Here is a 24,961-nt window from a genome sequence, read left to right on the forward strand (position 1 = left end):
ACCGCCCGTTCGCACTCGTTTCCCGCTCAAGTCGCGGAGGTACTGTTGACGGTACGAACTCTGGATGTCCGCAACGGTGCGGAGGAGCGGGGGTGTGCCGTGTCCTTCAAGGCGGAGTTCCTCGCTGAACTCGAGGACTGTCTGCGCGGCTACGGCGCGGTCCCGGTGAGCAATCCCGACGCACTCGCGTTGTTCATCGAGTTCGTGCGAGCTCTTCCGGAAAGCGACCAGAGGCTTCGCTGCCTCGAAGGTGTCGACCAGGGCTCCGGGTCGTTCTGGAACAACCCGGCGGTGTGGTGGGAGCAGGTGCCGCGGTTCGGCGCGGGGCTGCCGCGATGCGGATCGGCGGAGTGCCGCAAGTTGCTGGACGACATGCTCGACGAGGCCATCAGCGACGAGATCGACGTGCTGGAGATGGAAATCCGCGAGCTGCCCAGCTGATCGGGAAAGCCTGGAACATGCCTGCCGGCGCCGCCACCTGTTACGGCCGCGGCGCCGGGGCTACCAGTTCACTTCACGGCGACGAGCGACTTGAACAGTTCCCGATAACGGTGGAGAGCCAGTCGCAGGTCCTCTGTCTGTGGATCACCGTTCCCCTCGAGCTGCTTGGTGAGGGAGCGGTGACGGGCGGTGAGCTCGCCGATCGCCCGCGTCACGAGCTCGTCCGCCTTGCGCACGGCCGCTTTCGGGTCGTCGACGAACTCGTACTGCACGGCCTGCCACTCGTCTTCGAGCCGCCCGGCGGTCCGTTCCTGTTGCTGGTGTTGCGCGGCGGCAGGCTTTTCCTGCTGCTGGTGCTGCGAGGGAACCGGCTGCTGTTCCTGCCGGATGTCCTCGCGCTGCTCCTGTCGTTGCTCCTGCCGCGGATCCCGCGGATCCCGCGGATCCTGCGGGGTGTCCTGTCGCGGATCCTGGCGCAGGTCGTGTTCACCCTGCCGCTGCTGAGGATGCGGGGGCGCCGACGCGGGGTCGTTCGTCACCGGAGCCTTCCTCACGGGTGTCTCAGACATCCGTCTTCTCCTTCCGCGCGGCCTCACGGTCCTTGCCGGGAGCCGCACCGTGTTCGAGCAGGTCGGTGAACAGTTCGCGGTAGTGCACCATTGCGGTGCGCAGGTCCTCGGTACTCGCTTCGCCGATCTCCTGGCGTTCGGAGATGTCGTGCGCCTTGCGGTAGTGCTCAAGGGTCCGGGCGTGTTCCACCGACAGGACGCTCAGCTGCGCCTCGTAACCCTCGGTGGGATAGCCGCGCTCGGCCATCAGATCGGTGACCAACCGATCCGCTTCCGTGATCGCCTTTTCCGGCGAGTCCACGAACTTCGCCTGCACGCCTGCCCAGTGCCGCCGGTAACTCTCCTGTGCCGCAGGGGAAAGCGGCTTCAGGTCGAACTCGCTGTGCTGGCGTTCCCGTGCGGCGAGTTCCTTCTCCGCGGCCGTTCGGCTGTCGCTCTGCTCGACCGCGTGGTCGTACTCGGGGCCGAAGCGGTCGCGCAACCTCTTGCGCTGCATGGCGGGCCTCAGCACGAATGCGAGAACCACCAGCACCACGAGAACCGCGACCACAAGGCCGATGATGGCGCCCGTTGACATGGAAACCTCCAAGACAGGCAAAACTCTGCTGTCCGGAGGCTTCCCGTTGTCCCGGCGTAGAAACATCAACCCTTGATACAAACCACCTGCTTGAGCTTGGCGACCACCTCGACCAGGTCGGACTGGTTCGCCATGACGGTGTCGATGTCCTTGTAGGCGCCCGGAATCTCGTCCACCACACCGGCGTCCTTGCGGCACTCGACACCACTTGTCTGGGCGGCGAGATCCTGCTCGGTGAACGTCTTGCGGGCCTTGTTGCGCGACATCCTGCGGCCGGCGCCGTGCGAGGCCGACTCGAACGAGTCCGGGTTCCCGAGCCCGCGCACGATGTACGAGCCGGTGCCCATCGAGCCCGGGATGATGCCCAGCTCGCCACGTCCGGCATGGATCGCGCCCTTGCGGGTCACCAGCACTTCCTCACCGAAGTGGGTCTCCTCCGCGACGTAGTTGTGGTGGCAGGAGATCGGCTCCTCGAACCGGATGCGGGGGAACTCGGCGCGCAGCACGTCACAGACCAAACGCAGCATGACCGCGCGGTTACGCCGCGCGTAGTCCTGCGCCCAGTAGAGGTCGTGCCGGTACGCCGCCATCTCTGGCGTGCCCGCGAGGAACACGGCGAGGTCCGGGTCCGGCAGCTCGGCGTTGTGCGCGAGCGTGCGCGCCACCGAGATGTGGTGCTGCGCCAGCTCGTTGCCGATACCGCGCGACCCGGAGTGCAGCATGACCCACACGCGCTGGTCGGTGTCGAGGCAGACCTCGAGGAAGTGGTTGCCGCCGCCGAGCGTGCCCATCTGGTGCATCGCCTTGTCGGCGCGCGCCTTCACGGCAGGCGTCAGGTCGTCGAACTTCCTCCAGAACCCCGCCCAGTCGGACGCGTCCCTTTCGGTGAACGCCGTCGCCTTGTGCTGGGCGAAACCGACCGGGACCACGGCCTCCATGCGGGACCGCAGCCCGCGCAGTGTCTCCGGCAGGTCGCTGGCCGTGAGCGAGGTGCGCACGGTGGCCATGCCGCAGCCGATGTCCACGCCGACGGCCGCGGGGGAGACGGCGTCGCGCAACGCGATCACCGATCCCACCGTGGCACCCTTTCCGTAATGCACGTCCGGCATCACGGCGATGTGCTTGACGGCCCACGGCAGCGCGGAGATGTTCTGAAGCTGTCGCATGGCGAACTCCTCGACCTCGTCGGGCCGAGCCCACATGCGGATGTCCACGTTCTGGCCGCGGACCACGGTTGCTGCCATGACTACGAGGTTAGGCCGCGCTTTGCTTGATCCACAAAGGAGTTTCGGCGCTCACGAACTCCCACGTGCCTTTGCGCACCTTGGCCTTGCTCATGTCGCCGCCGATGTTCGTGACGAACGCGCGCACCGTCGGCAGGTCGTTGACGTCCGCGATCAGGATCGCCTTGTTCTGCAGCGTGACGCTGCCGCCGCCGAGCTTCTCGCGCGCGACCGCGTCCTTGAGGAGCCCTTCGCGGACCTGCCGCGCGGTGATGCCGCCGACCTCGACCTGGACGGCGTCGACCTTCGGCGAGTTCGCCGGCAGGAAGCGGAACGTCAGCACCGACTCCTGCCTGAACCGCTTGCTGATCGTCGAGGCGGTGTGGCGCAGGCTTTCCTCGTTGAGCGTGACGTCGAACTTGCGGGAGCGCTCGAACGTCGTCTGCTGCAGGCTGCTCGACCAGAACACGCCGTCGAGCAGCGTGGAGCGGGTGGTGACGCCGCCGTTCGCGAGCACGATGCCGCGGACCTCGCGGTCGAACTCGACCAGCCTGTCCCGCAGCCGCGGGTCGTCCGGATCCGTGATGATCGCGGTGTTGTTCGTCGCGAAGATCTCCGGGCACGGCAGCGGCGCTCCCGCCGCCGTGCCCGTGGAGATCGTGATCGCCAGTACCGACATGACTGCCACGAGAAGCTTTCGCATGTGACACAACGTATTGGTACTGGGGCGCGGGGCACACACCCGATTCCGCTCAGCGGGCCACAGCACGTTTGTACTGGTAGTTGGCCAGTGGAACGAAGATCAGCAGGAAGATCACCACCCAGCCGAGCGACGCGAGCACCGGGTGCTGCAGCGGCCACACGTCCGGCGGCGTCTGCAGGGGAGAGGTGTTGCCGAAGAGCTCACGGGCGGCCAGCGTCACGGCCGACACCGGGTTCCACTCGGCGATGTGGCGCAGCACCGAGGGCAGTCTCTCCGACTGCACGAACGTGTTCGCGATGTAGGTGATGGGGAACAGGAAGATGAAGCTCGCGTTGTTGAACACCTCGGGACTGCGCACCAGCAACCCGATCCACGCCATCGCCCACGAGAACGCGTAGGCGAACAGCAGCAGGATCCCGACGGCGGCCAGCGCCTCGAGCGGTGAGGAGTGGATCCGCCAGCCGACGATCAGCCCGGTGATCATCATGATGACGATGACCAGCGCGTTGTTGACCAGGTCGGACGTGGTGCGGCCGACCAGGACCGCTGAGCGGGCCATGGGCAGCGAGCGGAACCTGTCGATGATGCCCTTCGTGATGTCCTCGGCGAGACCGCTGCCGGTGATGGTGGCGCCGAACAGCACCGTCTGCGCGAAGATGCCGGCCATCAGGAACTCGCGGTAGTCCATGCCGGGGATCTCGATCGACCCGCCGAAGACGTAGGCGAACAGCAGAACGAACATGATCGGCGCCGCGGTGGAGAACACCAGCAGGTCCGGTACGCGCTTGATCTTGATGAGGTTGCGCTTGGCGACGACCGAACCGTCGGCGAGCGCCTGCAGCAGCTTCACTTCTCTTCCTCCCCTTCGGCGTGGTGGCCGGTCAGGGCCAGGAACACGTCGTCGAGCGTCGGGCGGCGCAGGCCGATGTCGAGGACCTTCACGGACTCGGCGTCCATGCGCCGGATCGCCTCCATCAGCACCGCGGACCCGCCCGCGACCGGCACGGTGAGGTGGTGCTGGCGTTCGTCGGACTCCATCGGGCCGACGGCGAGGTCGGTGAGCGCCGACATCGCCGTGGCGAGCTCGGCTGACGTGGCGACGGAAAGTTCCAGGCGTTCGCCGCCCACCTGGTCCTTCAGCTGGTCGGCGGTGCCTTCGGCGATCACCTTGCCGTGGTCGATGACGGCGATCTGGTCGGCGAGCCGATCGGCTTCCTCGAGGTACTGGGTGGTGAGCAGGAGGGTGGTGCCGCCTTTGACGAGCTCCTCGATCACGTCCCACATGCCGAGGCGGGACCGCGGGTCGAGGCCGGTCGTCGGCTCGTCGAGGAACAGCACGCTCGGTTTCGCGACGAGCGCGCCGGCGAGGTCGAGGCGGCGGCGCATACCGCCGGAATAGCCCTTCACCGGGCGGTCGGCGGCGTCCTCGAGGTCGAACCGTTCGAGCAGCTCGCGGGCTCGCTCGCGGCTTCTGGCGCGCCCGAGGTGGTAGAGGCGGCCGACCATGTCGAGGTTCTCGAACCCGGTGAGGTTGTCGTCGACCGCGGCGTACTGGCCGGAGAGGCCGATGCTCCTGCGGAGCTCGTCCGCCTGCTTGCGGACGTCGAGACCGGCGACGCGCGCCGACCCCTCGTCGGCTTCGAGCAGGGTGGTGAACACCCGCACCGCGGTCGTCTTGCCCGCGCCGTTGGGTCCGAGCAGACCCATGATGGTGCCTTCTGGGACTGTGAGGTCCAGGCCGTTGAGTGCGACGACCGACCCGTAGCGTTTGACCAGGCCTTCGGCCTCGATCGCGTCTGTCATGCGGGCATCATGGCCTCCAGGTCTGACAATTTCGTCCGGTTTAGGCCCGTGCACCGGGTGATTGACAGCCGGTTCGAACGTGAAAATACTTCAGGGTCATGGACCGCGTGTGTGTCATCGGGGCAGGCTCTTCCGGTATCGCCGCATGTCAGGTGCTCAGCGCCCGCGGCATCGAGTACGACTGCTACGAGACCGGATCCGAGGTCGGCGGCAACTGGCGCTACCTCAACGACAACGGCATGTCCTCCGCCTACCGGTCGCTCCACATCAACACCTCGCGGCAGATGATGGAGTTCAAGTCCTTCCCGATGCCCGCGCATCTGCCCGCCTACCCCTCGCACTTCCAGATCGCCGAGTACTTCGACGACTTCGTGAAGCACCACGGGTTCCGCGACCGCATTCAATTCCGGACCGAAGTCGTCTCGGTTTCTGTTGCTCCGGACGGCTATTCGGTCACCACCCGCGATCGCGATACGCGTTCCGAAGTCACGTCGTCGTACCGTTCGGTCATCGTGGCTAACGGGCACCACTGGTCGCCGCGGATGCCCGAACCGACGTTTCCCGGATCGTTCGACGGCGAGGAGCTGCACGCGCACTTCTACAAGACGCCAGAACGATTCGTGGACAAGAAAGTGCTGGTTCTCGGCATCGGCAATTCGGCGTGCGACATCGCGGTGGAGTCGTCGCGGGTTGCTTCGCGGACTTGTCTGGCGATGCGGCGTGGGGCGCACATCATGCCGAAGTACCTGTTCGGGATGCCGACGGATCACCTGACGACCTCGCCGCTCGCCCGGTTCGCGCCCGCTTGGCTGCAGGCGCTGACGCTTCGGGCGATGTTGCGGCTGGCTCGGGGGAAGCTCTCTTCCTACGGGCTGCCGGAGCCTTCGCACGGGATCCTGGCCGCGCATCCGACGGTGTCCGATGACCTGCTGACCCGGCTCGGGCACGGGGACATCACGGTGAAGCCGAACATCGCCCGGTTGGACGGGTCCGGAGTCGTGTTCTCCGATGGCAGCCGGGAGGACTTCGACGTCATCGTCTACTGCACCGGGTACAAGGTCGACTTCCCGTTCTTGGACTCCGGTGAGTTCTCGGCCGTGTCGTCCGCGGACAACGAGGTGTCGCTGTACCGGCGGGTCGTGGATCCGGGGCATCCCGGGCTGTACTTCCTCGGGTTGATCCAGCCGCTCGGGGCGATCATGCCGTTGGCTGAGGCTCAGGCCGAGTGGATCGCCGACCTCGTGTCCGGGCGGGCGGTGCTGCCGTCCGTGGCCGAGATGAAGGCGGAGATCACCGGTTACCGGGAGTCGTTGCGGAGCCGGTACGTGAAGTCGAAGCGGCACACGTTGGAGGTCGACTTCCTCGGGTATCTGCGGGAGCTGGCGCAGGAGCGGCGGGCCGGTGCTGCTCGTCGCTGACGGCTCGCTCGACTGATATATCGGCTGTCCACCGGCTCGTGCGTCCGCAGCTGCTCCGCCCCTTTGCAATGAGTCTTTTGACTTCGTCCGCAAACGTCTTTTGCATCCGGCGTGTGGCGCCAGCCGATATATCAGTCGGCGTGAGCGTCATGAGCTGCGGCTTAGCAATGGGTCTTTTGACGACGTCGTCAAAAGACCCATTGCTAAGGGGCGGTGGCTTGCCGGCCGCCAGGGGTGGAGGCGAGGGGGCGGTGTGGGTGGGGGCCGGTGGCGGTTGCGGAGGTGGAAATGGATCGAGGGGCGGGTGGCGGTCTGGGTACGGTCGGGCCGTGTCCACGAGCGTGCAGGTGATCGTTCTCAACGGCGGGTCCAGCTCCGGCAAGTCGGGGATCGCGCGGTGTCTGCAGGCCGTGTTGCCTGAGGCCTGGCTGGCGATCGGGGTCGACACGCTGATCGACGTGATGCCGCCGCGGTTGCAGCTCGGGGCCGAGGGGATCGGGTTCGCGGACGGCGGGGAGATCACCGTCGGGGCGGAGTTCCGGTTGCTCGAGGACGCGTGGATGGAAGGGGTGGCTGCGATGGTGCGTGCTGGGGCGCGGGTCATCGTGGACGACGTGTTCCTCGGCGGGATCGAGTCTCGGCAGCGGTGGGAGAAGGCGCTGGGCGGGCTCGACGTGCTCTGGGTCGGGGTGCGGTGCGATGCCGCTGTTGCCGCGGGGCGGGAGCTTGCGCGCGGCGATCGGGTTTCCGGGATGGCCGCGGTGCAGGCTGAGCTGGTGCATCGCGGGATGGACTACGACGTCGAGGTCGACACGACTCGTGCCGAGGCGATCGAGTGTGCCGAGGTGATCGCCGAGAGGGTCAAGATCGCCTAAATGCCGGGTGGGTCGTTGGGGGCGCACGATCCGCCGCCTTGGGGCCAGCACGACGGGCCGGCGATCACGTGCGAGGCGACTGCGGACAGTATTTCGGGTAGATCCGTGTGCAATATGTTGCCCAGTGAGATCCAACGGGCGAAGACACACGGCCAGACCTCGCCGGTGGGGGAGATCGCCACGGCGCCGTGGCCGCAGCGGCCGCACAGCTGCTCAGGGGCTGGGGAAGCGTTTGTGCCGCGGCCGATGCCGCGCAGGCGGTCGGTGCCGATGGTGGAGACGCCCAGCCCGGCGAGGTCGGCGCGTGCGGCGTGGGTGCGCTGTTGGCCGATGAAGTCGGACGAGCTGACGTCGATGACACCGGCACGCAGTGGGATGTCGCGGTTCAGGGCTTTGGTGATGTTGGCCCTGGTGCGGGCGTGGCTGCCGCGACGGCGGGTGATGGCCTCGTGCTGGGCGGCGGTGTCCGAGTAGTAGCTCGTGGCCAGGCGCACGCCGGGGCGGGAGAAGGTGTCCCACAGGCGCGGGCCGACGTGCACGAGATTGCTGAAGACCTCGACCGCCAGTCCGGCGTCCAGTGCATGGTCCACCAACTCGGGTAAATCGGGGTGCAATGTGGGTTCGCCGCCGACGAACTGAACCGAGTGTGCGCCGAGTGGCGCCAATTGGTCGATGGTCCTGACCAATCCCGTGTTCTCATCGCGCCCTCAGTGCCGCGGGCCGGAGTCCGCGTAGCAGTGCGTACAGCTCAGTTGGCATTTGCCGGTGATCTCGAGCCATGCGAAACGCAGATCGGTCATGTCCCGCTCCCCTGGACGTGGCGGTGCGATAGCAATTCTGCCCCGGTGAGTCGCGAAAGGAGCTGTCGAATTCATTCAGGCATCGAGCTGATGTTGGACTGATGACATGTTTCCGACACGAATCCGGTGAGCGCACTCCGAGGTCAAGCGCGCGTCATCACGAAGCAGGCGAACCCGCTCCCGGCAGCGGGCTCCGGCAAACGCTCGATGTCGAACGACGAACCGAACAACCGCTGTTCCTCACCCACGGCGAGACCGGGAAACCGTCCCCCGCGCCGCTTCCACCACGGGATCTCGTCGTAGAAGCACCACAGCACGAACACCGAACCGGGGTGCGACAGACGCAGCACCGTCGCCGCCATCGCGTCCCGGGCGGGGCCGCGCAGGTCGTCCAGCACGCTGTAGTCGACGAGCAGGTCGAACGTCCCGGAGACAGCCGGGATGGAGGCGGCGGTCAGATCCCCGACCAACCACGACACGGACAACGACGGCGGCGTCGCGCGGCGGGCCTTCTCCAGGCCGACGGGGGAGTAGTCCACGCCCGTCACGTCGAACCCGTGCGCGGCGAGGAAGATCGAGTTCGCTCCGCTGCCGCACCCGAGGTCGATCGCGCGACCCGGTGGAATCCGGCCCGACGTCACCAGCCGCACCAGCTCGGACCGCGGCCCGCCCTCCCACGGCGCCCAGGTCCGGTACATGAAGTCGTAGGCGCGACGTCCGACCATTGCAGGCCTCCCAACGAAAAGCGGGGCCACCGACGTTACGCCGGCAGCCCCGCTCACCGAAGAACTTCAGTGCACGCCCAGCACACCGTCCACCCGGCGCGGAATGCCCAGCGGGTTCGCGTCCTGCAGTTCCGCTGGCAGCAACGCGTCCGGCCACGACTGGTACGTCACCGGCGCGATCCACCGGCGGATCGACGTCGCGCCCACCGACGTGTGCAGCGGGTTCGTCGTCGCCGGCCACGGACCACCGTGGTGCTGGCCCCACGCCACCGCGACGCCGGTCGGCCAGGCGTTGAAGATCAACCGGCCCGCGACGTGCCGCAGGATCTCCGCGATCGCACCGGCTTCGGCGTGGTCCGAGTCGGCCGCGTGCACGGTGCCGGTAAGCGTGCCGGGCAGCTTCGCCAGCACCGAGTGCAGCTCGGACGGCGAGGAGTACGTCACGATCAGCGCCGCGGGACCGAAGTGCTCCTCGGTCAGCTTCTCGAGATTCTCCTCGAACGTCTTCACCGGCGTGCTGAACAGCAGCGGCGCCACCGCCCACGCCTCGTCCGGGCGGGCACCCGTGGACACCACGGTCACGAGGTCCGACGCGGCGAGCGCGTCCGTGCCCGCCTTGTAGGAGTCGCACATCCGCTCGTTCAGCATCGCGCCACCGGAGGACGCCGCGACGGCCTCACCGAGCGCGGGCACCAGCTCCGCGGGCGCGAACACCAGGCCGGGGTTCGTGCAGAACTGGCCGACCCCCATCGTCAGCGACTGCGCGAACCCGGCCGCGATGTCCTCACGTTGCGCCGCACCCGGCAGGATCACCGTCGGGTTCACGCTGCCCAGCTCGCCGTAGAACGGGATCGGGTCCGGCCGGCCCTGCGCCAGGTCGAACAGCGCGCGGCCACCACCGGTCGACCCGGTGAAGCCGACGGCACGCACCGCCGGGTGCTTCACCAGCGCGACACCGGCCTCGGTGCCGTACACGATCCCGAACACGCCTTCGGGCGCACCGGCATCGCGCAACGCGTCCACCACAACCCGCGCGGTCTCGCGCGAGGTCGACGGGTGCGCCGAATGTGCCTTCACCACAACGGGACAGCCGGACGCCAGCGCGGAAGCCGTGTCACCGCCTGCCACCGAGAAGGCGAACGGGAAGTTCGACGCGGAGAACACCGCGACCGTCCCGAGTGGACGGAGAACTCGCCGCAGCACGGGGCGCGGCGGGATGATGTCCGGGTTCGCCGAGTCCAAAGTGGCCTCGACGTAGCTGCCCTCGCGCAGCACCTCCGCGAACAGCCGCAGCTGGTTCGTGGTGCGCTTCAACTCCGTCGTCAGGCGCGGCACGCCCAGCGCCGTCTCGCCGTCCGCGGTCTCCACCAGCAGCGAGGACTCCGCGTCCAGCGCGTCCGCGACCTTCTCCAGCACCACGGCACGATCCGCAGCCGGCACGACCGACCAAGCGGAGAACGCCACTGCCGCGGCGGAGGCGATCCTGTCCACCTCGCTGTCGGGCGTCTTCGCAACCGGCTCGCCGAACGGCTCACCGGTGCGCGGGTTGTATCCCTGAACGACGTGGCTCAACGCCCTGCCTCCTTGACTGCCGTGTCGAAATCGGGGCCGCACCAGGCCCCGCCCACGTACTTCGCCGCGTACGACGAGGGATCGAGCTCACCGCCGTGCTTCTCCAGCACCTCGGCGGCGTGCACCTCGGAGTCGTCCTGCGGCTCGTAACCCAGCGCGCGGGCCTCGTCCAGCGAGAACCAGCCGCGCGTGTTGGCCGAGACACCCCACACGATCCGGAATCCCGGCGACGCGACGGAAAGACACGCCTCGAACAGGCGCGCGCAGTCGTCCGGCGACATCCACGTCGACAGCATCCGCACGTCGCGCGGCTTCTCGAAGCACGAGCCGATGCGGATCGCGATCACGTCGAGGCCGTAGCGGTCGGCGTACAGCGACCCCAACGCCTCCAGCGCCACCTTGGACACGCCGTAGTAGGTGTCCGGACGCGGGAAGAGGTAATCACCGGCGTCACCGTTGGCGCGCTCGACGTAGCCCACGGCGTGGTTCGAGCTCGCCAGGACGACGCGGCGAACTCCCTGGCGCCGCGCGGCCTCCAGCACGGTGTGCGTGCCGTCGATGTTGACGCGGAGGATCTTCTCCCACGCCTCCTCGAGGCTGTGGCCGCCGAGATGGATCACGGCGTCGACGTCCTTCATCGCCGCCTCCATCGCGGCCATGTCGGTCACCGACGCCTGGACGAGCTCGACGTTCTCGCCGTCGGCGGCCGCGGGTAGCTCCGCGATGTCCAGCAGCCGCAGGACGCGGCCCTCCGCCGCGAGGCGGGAACGCATGAGCGTCCCCACCCCACCGCCGGCGCCGGTGATCAGGATGCGTGCGGTCACGGGTTGGACCCCTCCGTCATGTGCAGGTACTCGGCAAAACTTGGGTCAGCGCCCGAACTGGCGGAGAAGTTCGGTGATCGTCCGGGCGGCGTCCAGCAGAGCGGCGACGACCTGCCGCTCGTGCTCGGGGTCCAGTCTGCCCAGGGGGACCGAGCAACTCATAGCGTCCAGAACGGGGTTCCGATACGGCAACGCCACCGCGAAGCAGCCCAGCCCCGGCGTGTTCTCCTCGCGTTCGTGGGCATATCCGACATTCCGGAACCCGGCGAGCTGCTCGTGCAGCGCGGCCCGATCGGTCACGGTGTTGGGGGTCAGCGGGGCCAGCACGTCGGGGAGGATCAGGTCGACCTCCTCCGGCGTGCGCGTCGAGAGCACTGCCTTGCCCAGCGACGTGGAGTGCGCGGGCAACCGGCGGCCGACGCGCGACACGACGCGCAGGTGGTGCTCGGACTCGCGGCTCGCCAGGTAGACGACGTCCGCGCCGTCCAAACGGGCAAGGTGCACGGTCTCGTTGATCTCCTGCCGCACCTGCTCCATCACGCGGATCGCCGCGCGCACCACGGGGTCGTGGTCCAGGTAAGACGTACCGACGAGCAGTGCGCGCACACCGATGCCGTAGGTGCCACGGTCCGAGTCGACCTCCACCCAGCCGCGCGCGACCAGCGTCTGCAGCAGCATGTACAGGCTGGATTTGGGGTAGCTGAGTTCGCGGTGCAGCTCGGTCAGCGTCAGCCTGCGGTCCGACGCGGAGAGCACTTCGAGCAGCTCCACCGTCCGATCGGCGGACTTCACTGCGCCCGGACGAGCCGTGCCCTTGTCGATCGGCGACGCCACCTGGCCTCCTCGGCTCTCCTTTGGGAAACCTTCTGAACAACACGCCCTTGACACGTTGCTGTGCTGATTCTTACAGTCCTGCATCAGGTTCACAAGTACGACCCCAGTTCACATACGTGAAAATGAAGGGCTCCGACGATGCGCCGTAGAACTGCCACAACAATCGCCACGCTCGGCGTGGCCGCCCTGCTCGCGGGCTGTGGAAGTTCCACTCCGGCCGCGTCGAACAAGGACCCGAACAAGCCCCTCGAGGTGTGGACCCGCTCGACGGAGGCGACCGCGAAGGTCTACGAGAAGATCTTCAAGTCCTTCACCGAGAAGACCGGTGTGCAGGTCGACTACAAGCCGATCTTCAACGACTTCGACAAGCAGGTGCAGCAGCGCGCCGCGTCGAAGGACCTCCCGGACGTCGTCATCACCGACACCGGCTCGCTGGGCAACTTCGTCAAGCAGGGCTGGACGACCGAGATCAAGCGCGAGGACATCGCGGGCGGCAACGACATCGTCGACAGGGCCTGGAACAACGGCAAGGGCGCGGACGGCAAGTTCTACGCCATTCCGTACTCCACGCAGGCGATGGTCACGCTGGTCCGCAAGGACTGGCGCGAGAAGCTCGGCAAGCCGATCCCGACGACGTGGGAAGAGCTCGACGACCTCGCGAAGGCGTTCACCCGCAACGATCCCGACGGCAACGGGCAGAACGACACCTACGGCATGCTCGTACCGGGCACGGTCGACCGCGGCTACCTCGCCTGGTGGGCGGCCAGCTACATCTGGCAGGGCGGCGGCGACATCCTCGACGAGGAGGGCAACGGCAAGTTCTCCGTCGGGATCGACTCGCCGGAGTCGACCAAGGCGATCGAACGGCTCCGCAAGCTCTTCTGCGAAGAGAAGGTCATGCAGCCGGGCTCGCTGACGCTCAGCACGAACGACGCGCACCCGCTGTTCGAGTCGGGCAAGAGCGGCATCTACCTGACCGGCCCGTACATGATCGGCCGCTTCGACAAGTCGATCGGCAAGGACAAGTACGAGGTCATCGCGTCGCCGCGCGGCCCGGCCGGTGCCACCGTGCTCGGTGAGGGCGAGGACATCTACCTGATGGCCGGCTCCGCGAAGACCGCCGACCAGAAGAAGCTCGCCGAGTACCTGATCACGCCCGAGGCGCAGCAGGCCGGCATGAAGGGCGACCCGCAGCCGGTGGTCCGCCTGCCCGTCAACAAGAACGTCGACGTCAACGCGACGTACAACGACCCGCGCTGGGCGACCGTGGCGGGCGTGTACAAGAGCGAGGCGCGGCCGTTCCCGAGCGTCCCCAACTTCACGCCCTTCCGGCAGAAGACCTCGGAGACCCTGAACTCGATCTTCGCCAAGTGCCCCGCCGACTCCTCGGCCGAGCTGAAGACACTGGCGGAGGCGCTGAAGAAGGAGCTTGAGAACCAGAAGGCGTCGCAGTGACGGCAGTTCATCCCGCCGAAAAGAATCACTGGGACACCCAAGACGTGGGCTCGACGGCTAGTGGCGGCGGTGCCGTCGAAACCCACCCCGTGAGGCGGCGCCGCCGGCGCCGCCTCACGGGAGCCACCTTCATCCCGTGGCTGTTTCTCTTCCCCGCCGCGCTGATCTTCCTCGTCTTCAAGTTCATCCCGATGGCGGAGGGAATCCGGCTCTCGCTGTTCGAGGTCCGGCCCTTCCTCGGCGACATCTTCGTCGGTTTCAAGAACTACGCCACGATCCTGCAGGACGAGAAGTTCCTGACGGCGAGCTGGCACACCCTGGTCCTGGCCGGTGGGCAGACGCTCGGAGCGATGCTCATCGGCTTCTTCCTGGCACTGTTGCTGGAAGGCCACGCCAAGTCGCTGTGGTTCGTGCGGTCCGCGGTGTTCCTGCCCGTGGTCGCCGCGACCGCGGTCATCGGTGAGATCTGGCGGTTGTTCTTCTACCCTGCACCGGAAGGTTTCCTCAACGAGGTCATCTCGTGGGTGGGCCTCGGTCCCTGGGAGTACATCCACAACACGGACACCTCGCTGGTGTCGGTGATGTTCGTCGGCATCTGGAAGCACGCGCCGTACGACATGGTGCTGATCCTCGCCGGGCTCGCCGGCATCGACCGCCAGCAGTACGAGGCCGCCGCGATCGACGGAGCATCGACGCTGCAACGCATCTGGAACGTCACGCTGCCCGCGTTGCGTCCAGTGATCACGATTCTCCTGACGCTGGCGGCGATCCGCGGCCTGCGCGTGTTCACCGAGGTCTACGTCCTGACCGGCGGCGGTCCCGCCGGATCGACCGACGTCTGGATGACGCGCGTCTACACAACGGCGTTCGAGCAGTCCGAAGCCGGCCTCGCATCGGCTGGATCGGTCCTGTTGTTCCTGGTTACCTTGGTTCTCACGGTCAGCGTGCAGTGGTACCGCCGGAGGAAGGAGGCGCGATGAGCGTCAACTCGAGCCGCTTCGACAGCGCCATCGGCTGGTCCACCCGCCCGGACGCGTGGGTCGGCAGGGGTATCCGGGTGCTTCTGAGCGCCCTCGCTGTAATCCTTTTCTGCGGTCCGCTGCTGGTCATCTTCTCCGGCGCGTTCGACCACAACCCGGACCCGACCCAGCTGTCGGTGTTCCCCGACAACCCGTCGCTGATCAACTTCAAGGTGGCGGGCGAGAACAAGATCTGGGACTACCTGGCGAACTCTCTGATCATCGCCGGTGGTGCCCTGCTGTTGCAGCTGGCGGTGAGCGTGTTCGCCGCCTACGCGTTGGCGCGCAAGAAGTTTCGCGGTCAGGCCATCGCGCTGTTGGTCATCCTTGCCACGATGATGTTGCCGGAGGAGGTCATCGCGATCCCGCTGTCGCTGGTGATCGGAGACCTACCGCTGGTGCACGTGAGTCTCAAGGGCACTCTGCTCGGCGTCATCCTCCCCTTGGGAGCGTGGGGTTTCTCCATCTTCGTCATGACCGAGTTCATGAAGGAGATCCCCGCCGAACTGGAGGAAGCGGCCAAAGTGGACGGTGCCGGGGAGCTGCGTCTCTTCGCGCAGATCATCCTCCCCCTGTGCAAGCCCGCGCTCGGCGTCATCGCCGTGTTCGGCTTCAACATGATCTGGGAGCAGTACCTGCTCCCCCTGATCGTCGCCGCTGACCCCTCCGATTACACGCTCACGGTCGCACTTCTCGCCCTCAGGTCCGACGACATGGTCGGGACAGGCATCGTGCTGGCCGGAGCGTTGCTTGCGCTGGTGCCGAGCCTGATCGTGTACCTGTCGCTGCAGAAGTCCTTCCTGCGTGGGATCACCACCGGAGCGATCAAGGGATGAGTGTCTGGTATGCAACTCGATGGTGTGCTGTTCTTTCCGGTGACCCCGTTCGACACCGAGGGGAACATCGCGTTCGACGTGCTGGCTGAGCACGTCAAGCACGGTGTCTCCGCCGGGCCAGGCGCGGTGTTCGTCGCCTGCGGCACCGGCGAGTTCCACGCGTTGGGGCTGGAGGAGTTCGAGCGTGCGGTGGCCGTCGCGGTCGAGGCGACCGCGGGAAAGGTTCCGGTGTTCGCCGGCGCGGGCGGCTCGGTCGTGGCGACCAAGGAGTTCGTGCGTGCGGCCGGACGCGCTGGTGCCAACGGCATCCTGCTGCTGCCGCCGTACCTGGTGACCAACCCGGCGGCCGGCCTCGTGCGGTACGTGGCCGAGGTCGCGGGCGCCACCGAGCTGCCGATCATCGTCTACCAGCGCAACAACGCGCGGTTCACGCCGGAGACCGTCGTCGAGGTCGCGCGGATCCCGAACGTCGTGGGCTTCAAGGACGGCATCGGCGACCTCGACCAGATGCAGCGCATCGTCCTCTCGGTCCGGGCGGGCGTGGACAAGCCGTTCCAGTTCTTCAACGGCCTGCCGACCGCGGAGATGACGCAGCTCGCGTATCGGGGCATCGGCGTCGAGCTGTACTCGTCGGCCGTGTTCTGCTTCGCACCGGAGATCTCGATCGGCTTCTACAACGCCGTGCAGGCGGGCGACACCGAGCTCGTGAACCGCTTCCTGCTCGAGTTCTACAAGCCGCTGGTCGAGCTGCGCGACAAGGTTCCCGGCTACGCCGTCGCCCTGGTGAAGGCCGCGGTGCGCGCGAACGGCCTCGACGTCGGTGGCGTGCGGCCGCCGCTGATCGACCCGGCCGACGAGCACCTCGCCGCCCTGGACAAGATCATCGCCGCGGGTAAGGCTCTGCTGGCATGAAGATCACCGAGATCGTTCTGACGCCGATCGCGTTCCGCGACCCGCCGCTGCTGAACGCGGCCGGCGTGCACGAGCCGTGGGCGCTGCGCACGATCGTCGAGGTGCACACCGACGAGGGCATCTCCGGGCTGGGGGAGACCTACGGCGACCTCGGACACCTGGAGCGCTCACGGTCCGTTGTGGACTCTCTGATCGGCCTTGACGTCTTCGCGTTGAACGAGATGCACGCGCGCGTTTCCGCTGTCCTCGGTGGCAAAACGGGGCTGGACAAGCACGGGCTGACCGGGAACATCACGGCGGAGAGCACTGTCGACCGCGTGTACTCGCCGTTCGAGGTCGCGTGCCTGGACATCCAGGGCAAGGCGCTCGGTCGTCCGGTGCACGACCTGCTGGGTGGCGCGGTTCGTTCCGCGGTGCCGTACTCCGCCTACCTGTTCTACAAGTGGGACGGGCATCCCGGCGCCGAGCCGGACGAGTGGGGCGAGGCGATCGACCCCGCCGGCATCGTGGCGCAGGCCCAGAAGATGATCTCCGAGTACGGCTTCGGGTCGATCAAGCTCAAGGGCGGTGTGTTCCCGCCGGAGCAGGAGATCGAGGCGATCCGGGCGCTGCGCGAGGCGTTTCCGGACCACCCGCTGCGGCTGGACCCGAACGCGGCCTGGTCGCCCGCGATGTCGCTGAAGGTCGCGGCCGAGCTGGACGGCGTGCTGGAGTACCTGGAGGACCCGACGCCGGAGATCGCCGGGATGGCGGAGGTGGCCGCGAAGGCGCCGATGCCGTTGGCCACCAACATGTGCGTGGTCGCGTTCGAGCACCTCAAGCCGTCGGTGGAGCAGGACGCCGTGCAGGTGCTCCTGTCCGACCACCACTACTGGGGCGGTCTGCAGCGGTCTCGTCAGCTGGGCATGATCTGCCAGACGTTCGGCATCGGCCTGTCGATGCACTCGAACTCGCACCTGGGCATCTCGCTCGCCGCGATGACGCATCTGGCCGCGGCCACGCCGAACCTGAGCTACGCCTGCGACACGCACTACCCGTGGAACGCGGCGGACGAGGTCGTGGAGCCGGGTGTGCTGTCTTTTGTGGATGGTGCGGTGCCCGTGCCCACGACGCCGGGCCTCGGTGTGTCGCTGGACCGGGACGCGTTGGCGCGGCTGGCCGAGAACTACGTTCGCTGTGGCATCACCTCGCGTGACGACACGGGCTACATGCAGAAGTTCGACCCCAGTTACGAGAGGAAGCGTCCCCGGTGGTGAAGTCGGTTGTCCACGCCTATCCGTGGGACCTGATCGGAGACCCTGACGCCGTTGCGCGGTATCAGGGTCTCGGGGTGGACGCGATCGCTCTCGCCGCCTCGTACCACACCGTGCGGGCGGCGACCCCGTTGCACCCTCGGCACCGTTTGGTCGACGCACGGCACGCGGCGTTCTACCTGCCGGTCCGGGAAGCGAACTTCGGCCGGCTCGTGCCCGCCGAACCGTCCTGGATGGACGGTTCGGACTCGTTCGGCGAGGCGGCCGCCCTGGTTCGCGCGGCCGGGCTTCCGGTGTACGCGTGGACCGTGCTGACGCACAACTCGCGCCTGGGCGACCTGCACCCGGACGTGACGGTGGTGAACGCGTTCGGCGATCGCTACCCGTACGCGTTGTGCACCGCGCAGCCCGACGTCGTCGAGTACACGTCGGTGCTGGTCTCCGAGGTGCTGGAACTCGGTGCTCCGGACGGGATCATCCTGGAGGCCTGCGGGCCGCTGGGGTTCTTCCACGGCGGTCACCACGAGAAGACCGACGGCACGGACTGGAATCCGGTGCAGCAGAAGCTGTTGTCGCTGTGCTTCTGCTCTGCGTGCACCGCCCTGTACGCCGACCCGGATGCCCTGCGTGAAGCGGTTCGGACCGGGGTTGATCGCGGCGCTCGCAGCGTGGAGGACGCGCTGGGTGCGCTCGCGGAGGACGTTCAGGCCGTGCGCACCGGGGTGGTGCGATCGTTGCGGCAGAAGCTGGTCGGGGAGATCCGTGCTGCCGCGCCTTCGGTCCGGGTCGGCATGCACGTGACGGCGGACCCTTGGGGTACCGGGCCGTTCGCCACCGTCGCCGGTGGTGTGGGTGCGGACGTCGACGTGCTGACGACGATGTGCTGGCCCGGTCCCGAGGCCGCGGTGCCGGGCATCGAGGCTCTGCGCGCCGTTGCTCCGGACACGCGGATCGCCGCGTACGTGCTGGGACTTCCACCGAAGCCCGCGGACGGTGCCGCGTTGTCGAAGGAGTGGCTGGCTTACCTGGATGCAGGGGTGGAGGAGTTCCACCTCTACCACGGCGGCCTGGCCTCGGCGGCTCGCCTGGAAGCGCTGCGTGAGGCGGTTGCCGCCGTATCCCGGTAACTGTGAAGCGAACTCACTGCAACCCGTTGTGAGCGCGGTTCCGTCCTCTGACCATGAGGCACATTGGAACCGTAGTTGGCACTGGCGTCCTGCTGCTGGTGGTTTCCGCTTGCGGCAGTGCGCAGAACGCGGGCACTGGGGCAGGTGGCGGTCCGACGTTGCCGACCGCCACCTCGTCCTCCGAGGTGCCGCCGGGCATCGCGCCCGGAGAGATTCCGCCGGACGGCAAACCGGTGACTAAGCTGGACACCACCGCTTTGCCCTCGGAGTACCCGCGCACTGTGTGGACACAGGGCGATGGGAAGACCGTCGGTGTCATCGGCCAGGAGGGCGGCTGCGGGAAGGCCAGCGCGTCCGTGCTGGAGCAGTCGGCTTCCGTGGTGAAGATCGAGCTCGTCGAGACGCTTCCGCTGACCAAGCAGGCGTGCACCATGGACATCCGCTTCCCTCCGCTGACGGTGCAGCTCGCGGAGCCACTCGGTGAGCGCACGGTCGCGTTGACGTCGCGGCAGGAACAGAAGTAGACCTCCTCCCCACGGTGCCCGGTCGGCTTCTGCCCCGCCGGCCGGGCATCTCTCTTCCTCACCTGGCCCCTTGGCCCGCTTTGCAAGGATGGTGCGCATGAGACACGTCGTCGCTGCCGTTGCTCTCGCCGCCGTGCTGGCCGGCTGCTCGTCCGGCACGCAGTCCGGCGCGCCCGGATCCGGCTCGTCCAGCGGCGCGCCCACGTCGGGCACGTCCACTCCGTCGACGCCTGGTTCCTCCGGCGTGAACCCGACGGCCCCGGCCCAGCCTCCGGTCTCGATCTCGGAGGAGAAGCCGGTCGTCCCGCCCAACGTCACGCCGGTGCCCAAGGAGAAGGTCGACACGACATCGTTGTCAGACACCTACCGGGACGAGGCCTACGTCTTCGGCGACGGCCGTGACATCGAAGTCTTCGGTGTGGGCGGCGGCTGCAAGGAGGCGCGTGCCGAGGTGTCCGGCCAGTCCGCCGACCTCGTGCAGATCACGCTGGTCACGATCACCAAGCAGCCTCCGGGGACGATGTGCACCCAGGAGATCCGCCAGGTGCCGCTGACCGTCCGGCTCGACGCGCCGCTCGGTGACCGGCGTCTGGTGCTGGAAGCACGCGAGGAGACCGGATGAGGATGAGACACTGATATATGGATCTTCAACTGGGGGAGCGGCGGCTCCACGTGTACGACGTCGGCGACGGTGTGCCGGTGTTCTGGCATCACGGCACGCCGAATCTGGGACTGCCTCCGGAGCCGTTGTACCGTCCAGGCGTGCGCTGGGTGTCCTACGACCGTCCTGGCTACGGTCGACGGTCGACGGCGGTGCCAGGCAGAACGGTGGCGTCGGCGGCGGCTGATATATCGCATATCGCTGACGCGCTCGGTATCGAGAAGTTCGCGGTCTTCGGCCACTCAGGCGGCGCACCACACGCCCTCGCGTGCGCCGCCTTGTTGCCGGACCGCGTGACCGCCGTGGTCGCCGGTGCCTCCCTGGCGCCGTTCGGCGCGGAGGGCCTCGACTGGTTCGCCGGGATGATCGCCTCGGGCGAGGCGTCCCTGCGGGCGGCTGCCGCGGGCCGTGCGGCGAAGGAAGCGCACGAGGCTTCGGGCGTTCCCTACGACCCGGAGTTCACACCCGCGGACCTCGCGGCGCTGGACGGCCCGTGGTCGTGGTTCGGCAAGGTCGTCGGGCCCGCGCTGGAGGACGGCCCCGGACCGTTGATCGACGACGACCTCGCCTACGTCACGCCGTGGGGCTTCGACGCGGCGTCGATCCGGGTGCCGGTCCTGCTGCTGCACGGGGAACGCGACGGCATCGTTCCCGCCTCGCACAGCCGCTGGCTCGCTTCCCGGATCCCCGGCGCCGAACTCCGGCTGACCCCGGACGACGGCCACATCTCAGTGCTGAACCACGCCGCCGCTGCCCTCGAGTGGGCCGTCAGACGTTGAGTGCCCAGCGCACGTACCGCATCTTCGGTGTGAAGCCGGCCTTCGCTACGATCGACGGTGTCCGGCCGGCGCTCTCCACGCTCAGGCTGGCGTCGTCGTAGCCCTGCTCGGCGGCGGCCTGCAGCGCGTGCCCGAGCAACGCGCTAGCGACACCTCGCTTCCGGTACTCCGGGACCGTTCCGACGACCATGAAGTGCGCGTTGCGGATGCCCGTGGCCGCGGTGTCGGCTTCCCAGTGCACGGTGACCAGGACGCCCGCGGGAGCGCCGTTCGCCGCGTCGCGGACCAGGAAGCCGACCTCTGGCTGGAACGTCTGGTTGGTGATCTTGTTCTGCCAGTGGTCTGCGGGCATCGGCGCCGCACCCCAGTAGTCCTGGTACGAGGCGTTGCGGGCCAGCCGGAAGTCATCGTCGCCGTCGGGTGACCACGGCTCGATCAGCAGCCCGTCGGGGATCGCAACGGGCTGCAGGTCGCTGAGCGGGTGCTCCATGTGCTCGTAGTAGCGGACCGGTGCGAAGCCTTGTGAGGACGTCGACGACGAGCTTCGATGCCTGGTGATTCCGCTCGTGCACGACCTTCGCCTTCATGAAGCCGACCATCACGTCGCCGTCGAACGCGGCGAGACTCGCGCGCTCCAGATCCGCGTAGGGATCGATCAGTTCGGTGAGGGTGTCTTCCGCCGTGTAGTTCTCGCCGATCTTGTCAACGGTTTCGATGACGTTGAGGAGGTCGGCGGACGACTGGGTGTCCTCGCTGGTCAGCGGCCGCCAGGTGAGCTTTCGCACGCGGCCGACCGTAGCGGCGCGCGTGCGGGACTGTCGTCAGAGTTTCCCGGCCGGCCGCGCGGGCCGGCCGGGAAGTCTCTCCAGCTAGCGGCGGAAGCTGATCTGCAGGGTCGGCGCGGACGTCTCGGCGAAGAAGTCGTTGCCCTTGTCGTCGACGACGACGAAGGCCGGGAAGTCCTCGACCTCGATCTTCCACACCGCTTCCATGCCGAGCTCGGGGTACTCGAGCACCTCGACCTTGCGGATGCAGTCCTGGGCAAGGCGCGCCGCCGGGCCGCCGATCGAGCCCAGGTAGAAGCCGCCGTGCGTGTTGCACGCGCTGGTGACCTGCTTGGACCGGTTGCCCTTCGCGAGCATCACCAGTGAGCCGCCGGCGGCCTGGAACTGCTCGACGTAGGAGTCCATGCGGCCGGCCGTGGTCGGGCCGAACGAACCGGACGCGTAGCCCTCGGGCGTCTTGGCCGGGCCGGCGTAGTAGACCGGGTGGTCCTTGAGGTACTGCGGCATCTCCTCGCCGGCGTCGAGGCGTTCCTTGATCTTGGCGTGCGCGATGTCGCGTGCCACGACCAGCGGGCCGGTCAGTGAGACGCGAGTCTTCACCGGGAGCTTCGTGAGGACCTCGCGGATCTCCGACATCGGCCGGGTCAGGTCGATGCGGACGACCTCGTCGGACAGGTCCTCGCCCTCCACCTCGGGAAGGAACTGGGCCGGGTCGCGCTCCAGCTGCTCGAGGAACACGCCCTCCGGCGTGATGCGGGCCTTGGCCTGACGGTCCGCCGAGCACGAGACCGCGACGCCGACCGGGAGGGACGCGCCGTGGCGGGGCAGGCGGATGACGCGCACGTCGTGGCAGAAGTACTTGCCGCCGAACTGGGCGCCGATGCCGAAGTTGCGGGTCAGCTCCAGGACCTGCTGCTCGAGGTCCCGGTCGCGGAACGCGTGGCCCGACGGCGAGCCCTCGGTCGGCAGGTTGTCGAGGTAGCGGGCCGAGGCGAGCTTCGCGACCTTGAGGTTCTGCTCGGCGGAGAGACCACCGACGACGACCGCGAGGTGGTACGGCGGGCACGCGGCGGTTCCGAGCGAACGCAGCTTCTCGTCGAGGAAGGACGCGAGGCGCTTCGGGTTCAGAACCGCCTTGGTCTCCTGGTAGAGGAACGTCTTGTTCGCGCTGCCGCCGCCCTTGGCCATGAACAGGAATTCGTACACGGGCTCCTGGCCGGGCTTGTGGAAGACCTCGATCTGCGCGGGCAGGTTCGTGCCGGTGTTCTTCTCGTCCCAGAACGTCAGCGGAGCCATCTGCGAGTAGCGCAGGTTGAGTTCCTGGTAGGCCTCGAAGACGCCGCGGGCCAGCGCCTGCTCGTCGTCGCCGCCGGTCAGGACGGTCTCGGAGCGCTTGCCCATGATGATCGCCGTGCCGGTGTCCTGGCACATCGGCAGCACACCGCCCGACGAGATGGCCGCGTTGCGCAGCAGGTCCATCGCGACGAAGCGGTCGTTGCCCGACGCCTCGGGGTCGTCGATGATCTTGCGAAGCTGGGCGAGGTGCGACGGGCGCAGCAGGTGCTGGATGTCGCGGATCGCTTCCTTCGCGAGGAGCGTCAGCGTCTCGGGGGCGATCTCGAGGAACTTGCGGTCACCGGCCTCGACGAGCTTCACCCCGTCGGAGGTGACGAGGCGGTACTCGGTCTCGGTGTCCTTCGCGAGCGGCAGGACGTCGGTGTACTCGAAAGTGGTGGGCACGGGGTACACAGCTCCAACGGTGTGCAGTTCGGATCAGAAAACCGTACCGCCATCAAAGGGACGTGCTGATGTGATCCCCGACCACCGTGGTCAAAAGCACGGAGCCCTCGGGGGTCTGGGGGTCGTCCCCCGGAAGACACACCTTCCGGCGCTCCGGCGAGCGCGTTCTGCGAGCAGGGCTGCCGAAAGACGGAAGGCCGGGGCAGCCCCCGGCTGCCCCGACCTTCCTTCGTGTGCGACTTCCGACTCTCGACGGGCGTCGCGTGGCTTGGTAACGCCCGACCGTGCCGTGAGTTGAGTCACAAGTCAATACTGCCGGACGGGTGAGATCCGACCGTGACTACGAGGCGTACGCGCGCAGCTTCGCGGCGCGTTCACCCTGGCGCAGCTTCGACATGACCTCGCGCTCGATCTGCCGCACCCGCTCCCGCGACAACCCGAACCGCTTGCCGATCTGGTCCAGCGTGCGGGGCTGACCGTCCTCGAGGCCGTAGCGCAGCCGGATCACGGCCTGCTCGCGCGGCTCGAGGGTCGCCAGCACGCGGCGCAGGTCGTCCTGCAGCAGTCCGGAGATGACGGCGCTCTCGGCGTCGGTCGCGTCCGAGTCCTCGATGAAGTCACCGAGGGGAGCGTCCTCCTCCGTGCCGACCGGCATGTCCAGCGATACCGGGTCACGAGCGTGGTCGAGCAGGTCGGCGACCTTGTCGATGGACAGGCCCGACTCCTTCGCGAGCTCCTCGTGCGTCGCCTCGCGGCCGAGCGTCTGGTGCAGGTCGCGCTTGATCCGCGCGAGCTTGTTCACCTGCTCGACGAGGTGGACGGGGAGGCGGATGGTGCGGCCCTGGTCGGCCATGCCGCGGGTGATGGCCTGGCGGATCCACCACGTCGCGTAGGTCGAGAACTTGAAGCCCTTGGTGTAGTCGAACTTCTCGACCGCGCGGATCAGGCCCAGGTTGCCCTCCTGGATCAGGTCCAGCAGCGGCATGCCGCGGCCCGTGTAGCGCTTGGCGAGCGACACGACGAGGCGCAGGTTGGCCTTGAGCAGGTGGTCCTTGGCCCGGCGGCCGTCGCGGACGAGTTCCCCCAGCTCTTCGCGGCGGGTGGGCGTGAGGCGCTTGGCCGTCTCCATGACGTGCTGCGCGAACACACCGGCCTCGATGCGCTTGGCGAGCTCCACCTCCTCCTCTGCCGTGAGGAGCGCGGTCTTGCCGATTCCGTTCAGGTAGACTCGAACCAGGTCGGCTGCTGGACCCTGGGCGTCGAGGTCGTGGTCGACGACGGGCGTGTTCTCTCCGACTTCACGGTCGGAGATCCTCGTGACGGTCATGGATCTCCCTCCCCCTGCTGCGGGCGACGCTGCTGCCGGTCAGGACAGTCGCGCGTGGCGGTCAAGGCGGCGCGGCGCTGCGCCCTGGTTGCCGGTTGCGGCGGGCCCGCTCGGGATCCCATCGCTAGCTGGCTGATACCTGGGTAACGAAGACGATTCCGAATTCGTTCCCGACTTCC

The 24,961-nt window shown here is 67.8% G+C and carries 27 protein-coding genes; 12 read left to right on the forward strand and 15 right to left on the reverse strand.

Annotation, left to right across the window (positions count from 1 at the left end):
• Positions 1-45: 45 nt before the first annotated feature.
• Positions 46-441: a hypothetical protein gene (locus C8D87_RS30695; RefSeq protein WP_233440098.1), complete on the forward strand. Its 396-nt coding sequence runs from the start codon at positions 46-48 to the stop codon at positions 439-441.
• 68 nt (positions 442-509) lie between these two features.
• On the opposite strand, the gene C8D87_RS30700 is transcribed toward C8D87_RS30695, so the two are convergent.
• From C8D87_RS30700 to C8D87_RS30725, 6 genes are all read right to left on the reverse strand, one after another.
• Entirely contained in the window at positions 510-1,010 is a 501-nt protein-coding gene (locus tag C8D87_RS30700) for a hypothetical protein (protein WP_146771918.1), read from the reverse strand.
• Positions 1,003-1,587 carry a hypothetical protein gene (locus C8D87_RS30705; protein WP_112229286.1) on the reverse strand — a complete coding sequence of 195 codons (585 nt, stop codon included), beginning with the start codon at positions 1,585-1,587 and terminating at the stop codon, positions 1,003-1,005. Before C8D87_RS30705 ends, C8D87_RS30700 begins: the two co-directional genes overlap by 8 nt.
• 65 nt (positions 1,588-1,652) lie before the next feature.
• On the reverse strand, positions 1,653-2,831 hold the full coding sequence (locus C8D87_RS30710; RefSeq protein WP_112229287.1) for an RtcB family protein: 1,179 nt from the start codon (positions 2,829-2,831) through the stop codon (positions 1,653-1,655).
• Positions 2,832-2,841: 10 nt separating this feature from the next.
• The gene (locus C8D87_RS30715; RefSeq protein WP_215732533.1) at positions 2,842-3,513 is read right to left on the reverse strand and encodes a hypothetical protein; all 672 of its coding nucleotides are present in this window, start codon (positions 3,511-3,513) and stop codon (positions 2,842-2,844) included.
• Positions 3,514-3,562: 49 nt separating this feature from the next.
• A complete protein-coding gene (locus C8D87_RS30720; protein WP_109640442.1) occupies positions 3,563-4,363 on the reverse strand; it encodes an ABC transporter permease in 801 nt (266 codons plus the stop codon).
• On the reverse strand, positions 4,360-5,316 hold the full coding sequence (locus C8D87_RS30725; protein WP_112229289.1) for an ATP-binding cassette domain-containing protein: 957 nt from the start codon (positions 5,314-5,316) through the stop codon (positions 4,360-4,362). The genes C8D87_RS30720 and C8D87_RS30725 overlap by 4 nt, the downstream gene beginning before the upstream one ends.
• A gap of 98 nt (positions 5,317-5,414) precedes the next feature.
• Between C8D87_RS30725 and C8D87_RS30730 the strand changes: the two genes are divergently transcribed.
• Entirely contained in the window at positions 5,415-6,734 is a 1,320-nt protein-coding gene (locus tag C8D87_RS30730) for an NAD(P)-binding domain-containing protein (RefSeq protein WP_112229290.1), read from the forward strand.
• A 329-nt stretch (positions 6,735-7,063) separates the two neighbouring features.
• Positions 7,064-7,609, forward strand: coding sequence for a chloramphenicol phosphotransferase CPT (gene cpt / locus C8D87_RS30735; protein ID WP_233442367.1), 546 nt, complete (start codon positions 7,064-7,066; stop codon positions 7,607-7,609).
• Here the strand turns inward: cpt and C8D87_RS30740 are convergent.
• The 5 genes from C8D87_RS30740 to C8D87_RS30760 all read right to left on the reverse strand — a co-directional run bounded on the left by C8D87_RS30740 (position 7,606) and on the right by C8D87_RS30760 (position 12,364).
• Positions 7,606-8,295, reverse strand: a complete 690-nt coding sequence (locus tag C8D87_RS30740; protein WP_325049735.1) for a radical SAM/SPASM domain-containing protein — start codon at positions 8,293-8,295, stop codon at positions 7,606-7,608. The genes cpt and C8D87_RS30740 overlap by 4 nt on opposite strands.
• 257 nt (positions 8,296-8,552) lie before the next feature.
• Complete coding sequence (locus C8D87_RS30745; protein ID WP_146771919.1) at positions 8,553-9,134, reverse strand: class I SAM-dependent methyltransferase; 582 nt, start codon at positions 9,132-9,134, stop codon at positions 8,553-8,555.
• A 66-nt stretch (positions 9,135-9,200) separates the two neighbouring features.
• Positions 9,201-10,706 carry an aldehyde dehydrogenase (NADP(+)) gene (locus C8D87_RS30750; RefSeq protein ID WP_112229292.1) on the reverse strand — a complete coding sequence of 502 codons (1,506 nt, stop codon included), beginning with the start codon at positions 10,704-10,706 and terminating at the stop codon, positions 9,201-9,203.
• A complete protein-coding gene (locus tag C8D87_RS30755; RefSeq protein WP_109640438.1) occupies positions 10,703-11,530 on the reverse strand; it encodes an NAD-dependent epimerase/dehydratase family protein in 828 nt (275 codons plus the stop codon). The genes C8D87_RS30750 and C8D87_RS30755 overlap by 4 nt, the downstream gene beginning before the upstream one ends.
• 45 nt (positions 11,531-11,575) lie before the next feature.
• The gene (locus tag C8D87_RS30760; RefSeq protein ID WP_233440097.1) at positions 11,576-12,364 is read right to left on the reverse strand and encodes an IclR family transcriptional regulator; all 789 of its coding nucleotides are present in this window, start codon (positions 12,362-12,364) and stop codon (positions 11,576-11,578) included.
• A gap of 138 nt (positions 12,365-12,502) precedes the next feature.
• On the opposite strand from C8D87_RS30760, the gene C8D87_RS30765 reads away from it, so the two are divergent.
• From C8D87_RS30765 to C8D87_RS30805, 9 genes are all read left to right on the forward strand, one after another.
• Positions 12,503-13,819 (forward strand): ABC transporter substrate-binding protein, encoded by a 1,317-nt coding sequence (locus C8D87_RS30765; protein ID WP_112229293.1) that lies wholly within the window; start codon positions 12,503-12,505, stop codon positions 13,817-13,819.
• 89 nt (positions 13,820-13,908) lie between these two features.
• Positions 13,909-14,799: a carbohydrate ABC transporter permease gene (locus C8D87_RS30770; RefSeq protein ID WP_211337632.1), complete on the forward strand. Its 891-nt coding sequence runs from the start codon at positions 13,909-13,911 to the stop codon at positions 14,797-14,799.
• Positions 14,796-15,674 (forward strand): carbohydrate ABC transporter permease, encoded by an 879-nt coding sequence (locus tag C8D87_RS30775; protein ID WP_109640436.1) that lies wholly within the window; start codon positions 14,796-14,798, stop codon positions 15,672-15,674. The genes C8D87_RS30770 and C8D87_RS30775 overlap by 4 nt, the downstream gene beginning before the upstream one ends.
• Positions 15,675-15,683: 9 nt before the next feature.
• Complete coding sequence (locus C8D87_RS30780; RefSeq protein WP_112229294.1) at positions 15,684-16,586, forward strand: 5-dehydro-4-deoxyglucarate dehydratase; 903 nt, start codon at positions 15,684-15,686, stop codon at positions 16,584-16,586.
• A complete protein-coding gene (locus C8D87_RS30785; protein WP_112229295.1) occupies positions 16,583-17,842 on the forward strand; it encodes a glucarate dehydratase family protein in 1,260 nt (419 codons plus the stop codon). Before C8D87_RS30780 ends, C8D87_RS30785 begins: the two co-directional genes overlap by 4 nt.
• Positions 17,839-18,966, forward strand: coding sequence for a hypothetical protein (locus C8D87_RS30790; protein ID WP_233442368.1), 1,128 nt, complete (start codon positions 17,839-17,841; stop codon positions 18,964-18,966). The genes C8D87_RS30785 and C8D87_RS30790 overlap by 4 nt, the downstream gene beginning before the upstream one ends.
• A gap of 98 nt (positions 18,967-19,064) precedes the next feature.
• Positions 19,065-19,490, forward strand: coding sequence for a hypothetical protein (locus C8D87_RS30795; RefSeq protein ID WP_233442369.1), 426 nt, complete (start codon positions 19,065-19,067; stop codon positions 19,488-19,490).
• Positions 19,491-19,587: 97 nt separating this feature from the next.
• Positions 19,588-20,112, forward strand: a complete 525-nt coding sequence (locus C8D87_RS30800; RefSeq protein WP_112229298.1) for a hypothetical protein — start codon at positions 19,588-19,590, stop codon at positions 20,110-20,112.
• Between the two features lie 17 nt (positions 20,113-20,129).
• Entirely contained in the window at positions 20,130-20,930 is an 801-nt protein-coding gene (locus C8D87_RS30805) for an alpha/beta fold hydrolase (RefSeq protein ID WP_112229299.1), read from the forward strand.
• On the opposite strand, the gene C8D87_RS48065 is transcribed toward C8D87_RS30805, so the two are convergent.
• From C8D87_RS48065 to C8D87_RS30820, 4 genes are all read right to left on the reverse strand, one after another.
• On the reverse strand, positions 20,920-21,420 hold the full coding sequence (locus C8D87_RS48065) for a GNAT family N-acetyltransferase (protein WP_233442370.1): 501 nt from the start codon (positions 21,418-21,420) through the stop codon (positions 20,920-20,922). The two genes, C8D87_RS30805 and C8D87_RS48065, sit on opposite strands and share 11 nt — an antisense overlap.
• Positions 21,335-21,715 (reverse strand): hypothetical protein, encoded by a 381-nt coding sequence (locus tag C8D87_RS48070; RefSeq protein ID WP_233442371.1) that lies wholly within the window; start codon positions 21,713-21,715, stop codon positions 21,335-21,337. Before C8D87_RS48070 ends, C8D87_RS48065 begins: the two co-directional genes overlap by 86 nt.
• An 84-nt stretch (positions 21,716-21,799) precedes the next feature.
• On the reverse strand, positions 21,800-23,464 hold the full coding sequence (locus C8D87_RS30815) for a fumarate hydratase (RefSeq protein ID WP_407657003.1): 1,665 nt from the start codon (positions 23,462-23,464) through the stop codon (positions 21,800-21,802).
• 331 nt (positions 23,465-23,795) lie between these two features.
• Positions 23,796-24,782, reverse strand: a complete 987-nt coding sequence (locus C8D87_RS30820; RefSeq protein ID WP_112229300.1) for a sigma-70 family RNA polymerase sigma factor — start codon at positions 24,780-24,782, stop codon at positions 23,796-23,798.
• Positions 24,783-24,961: the final 179 nt, after the last annotated feature.

Origin of the sequence: Lentzea atacamensis, assembly GCF_003269295.1 — a bacterium.
Taxonomy (GTDB): domain Bacteria; phylum Actinomycetota; class Actinomycetes; order Mycobacteriales; family Pseudonocardiaceae; genus Lentzea; species Lentzea atacamensis.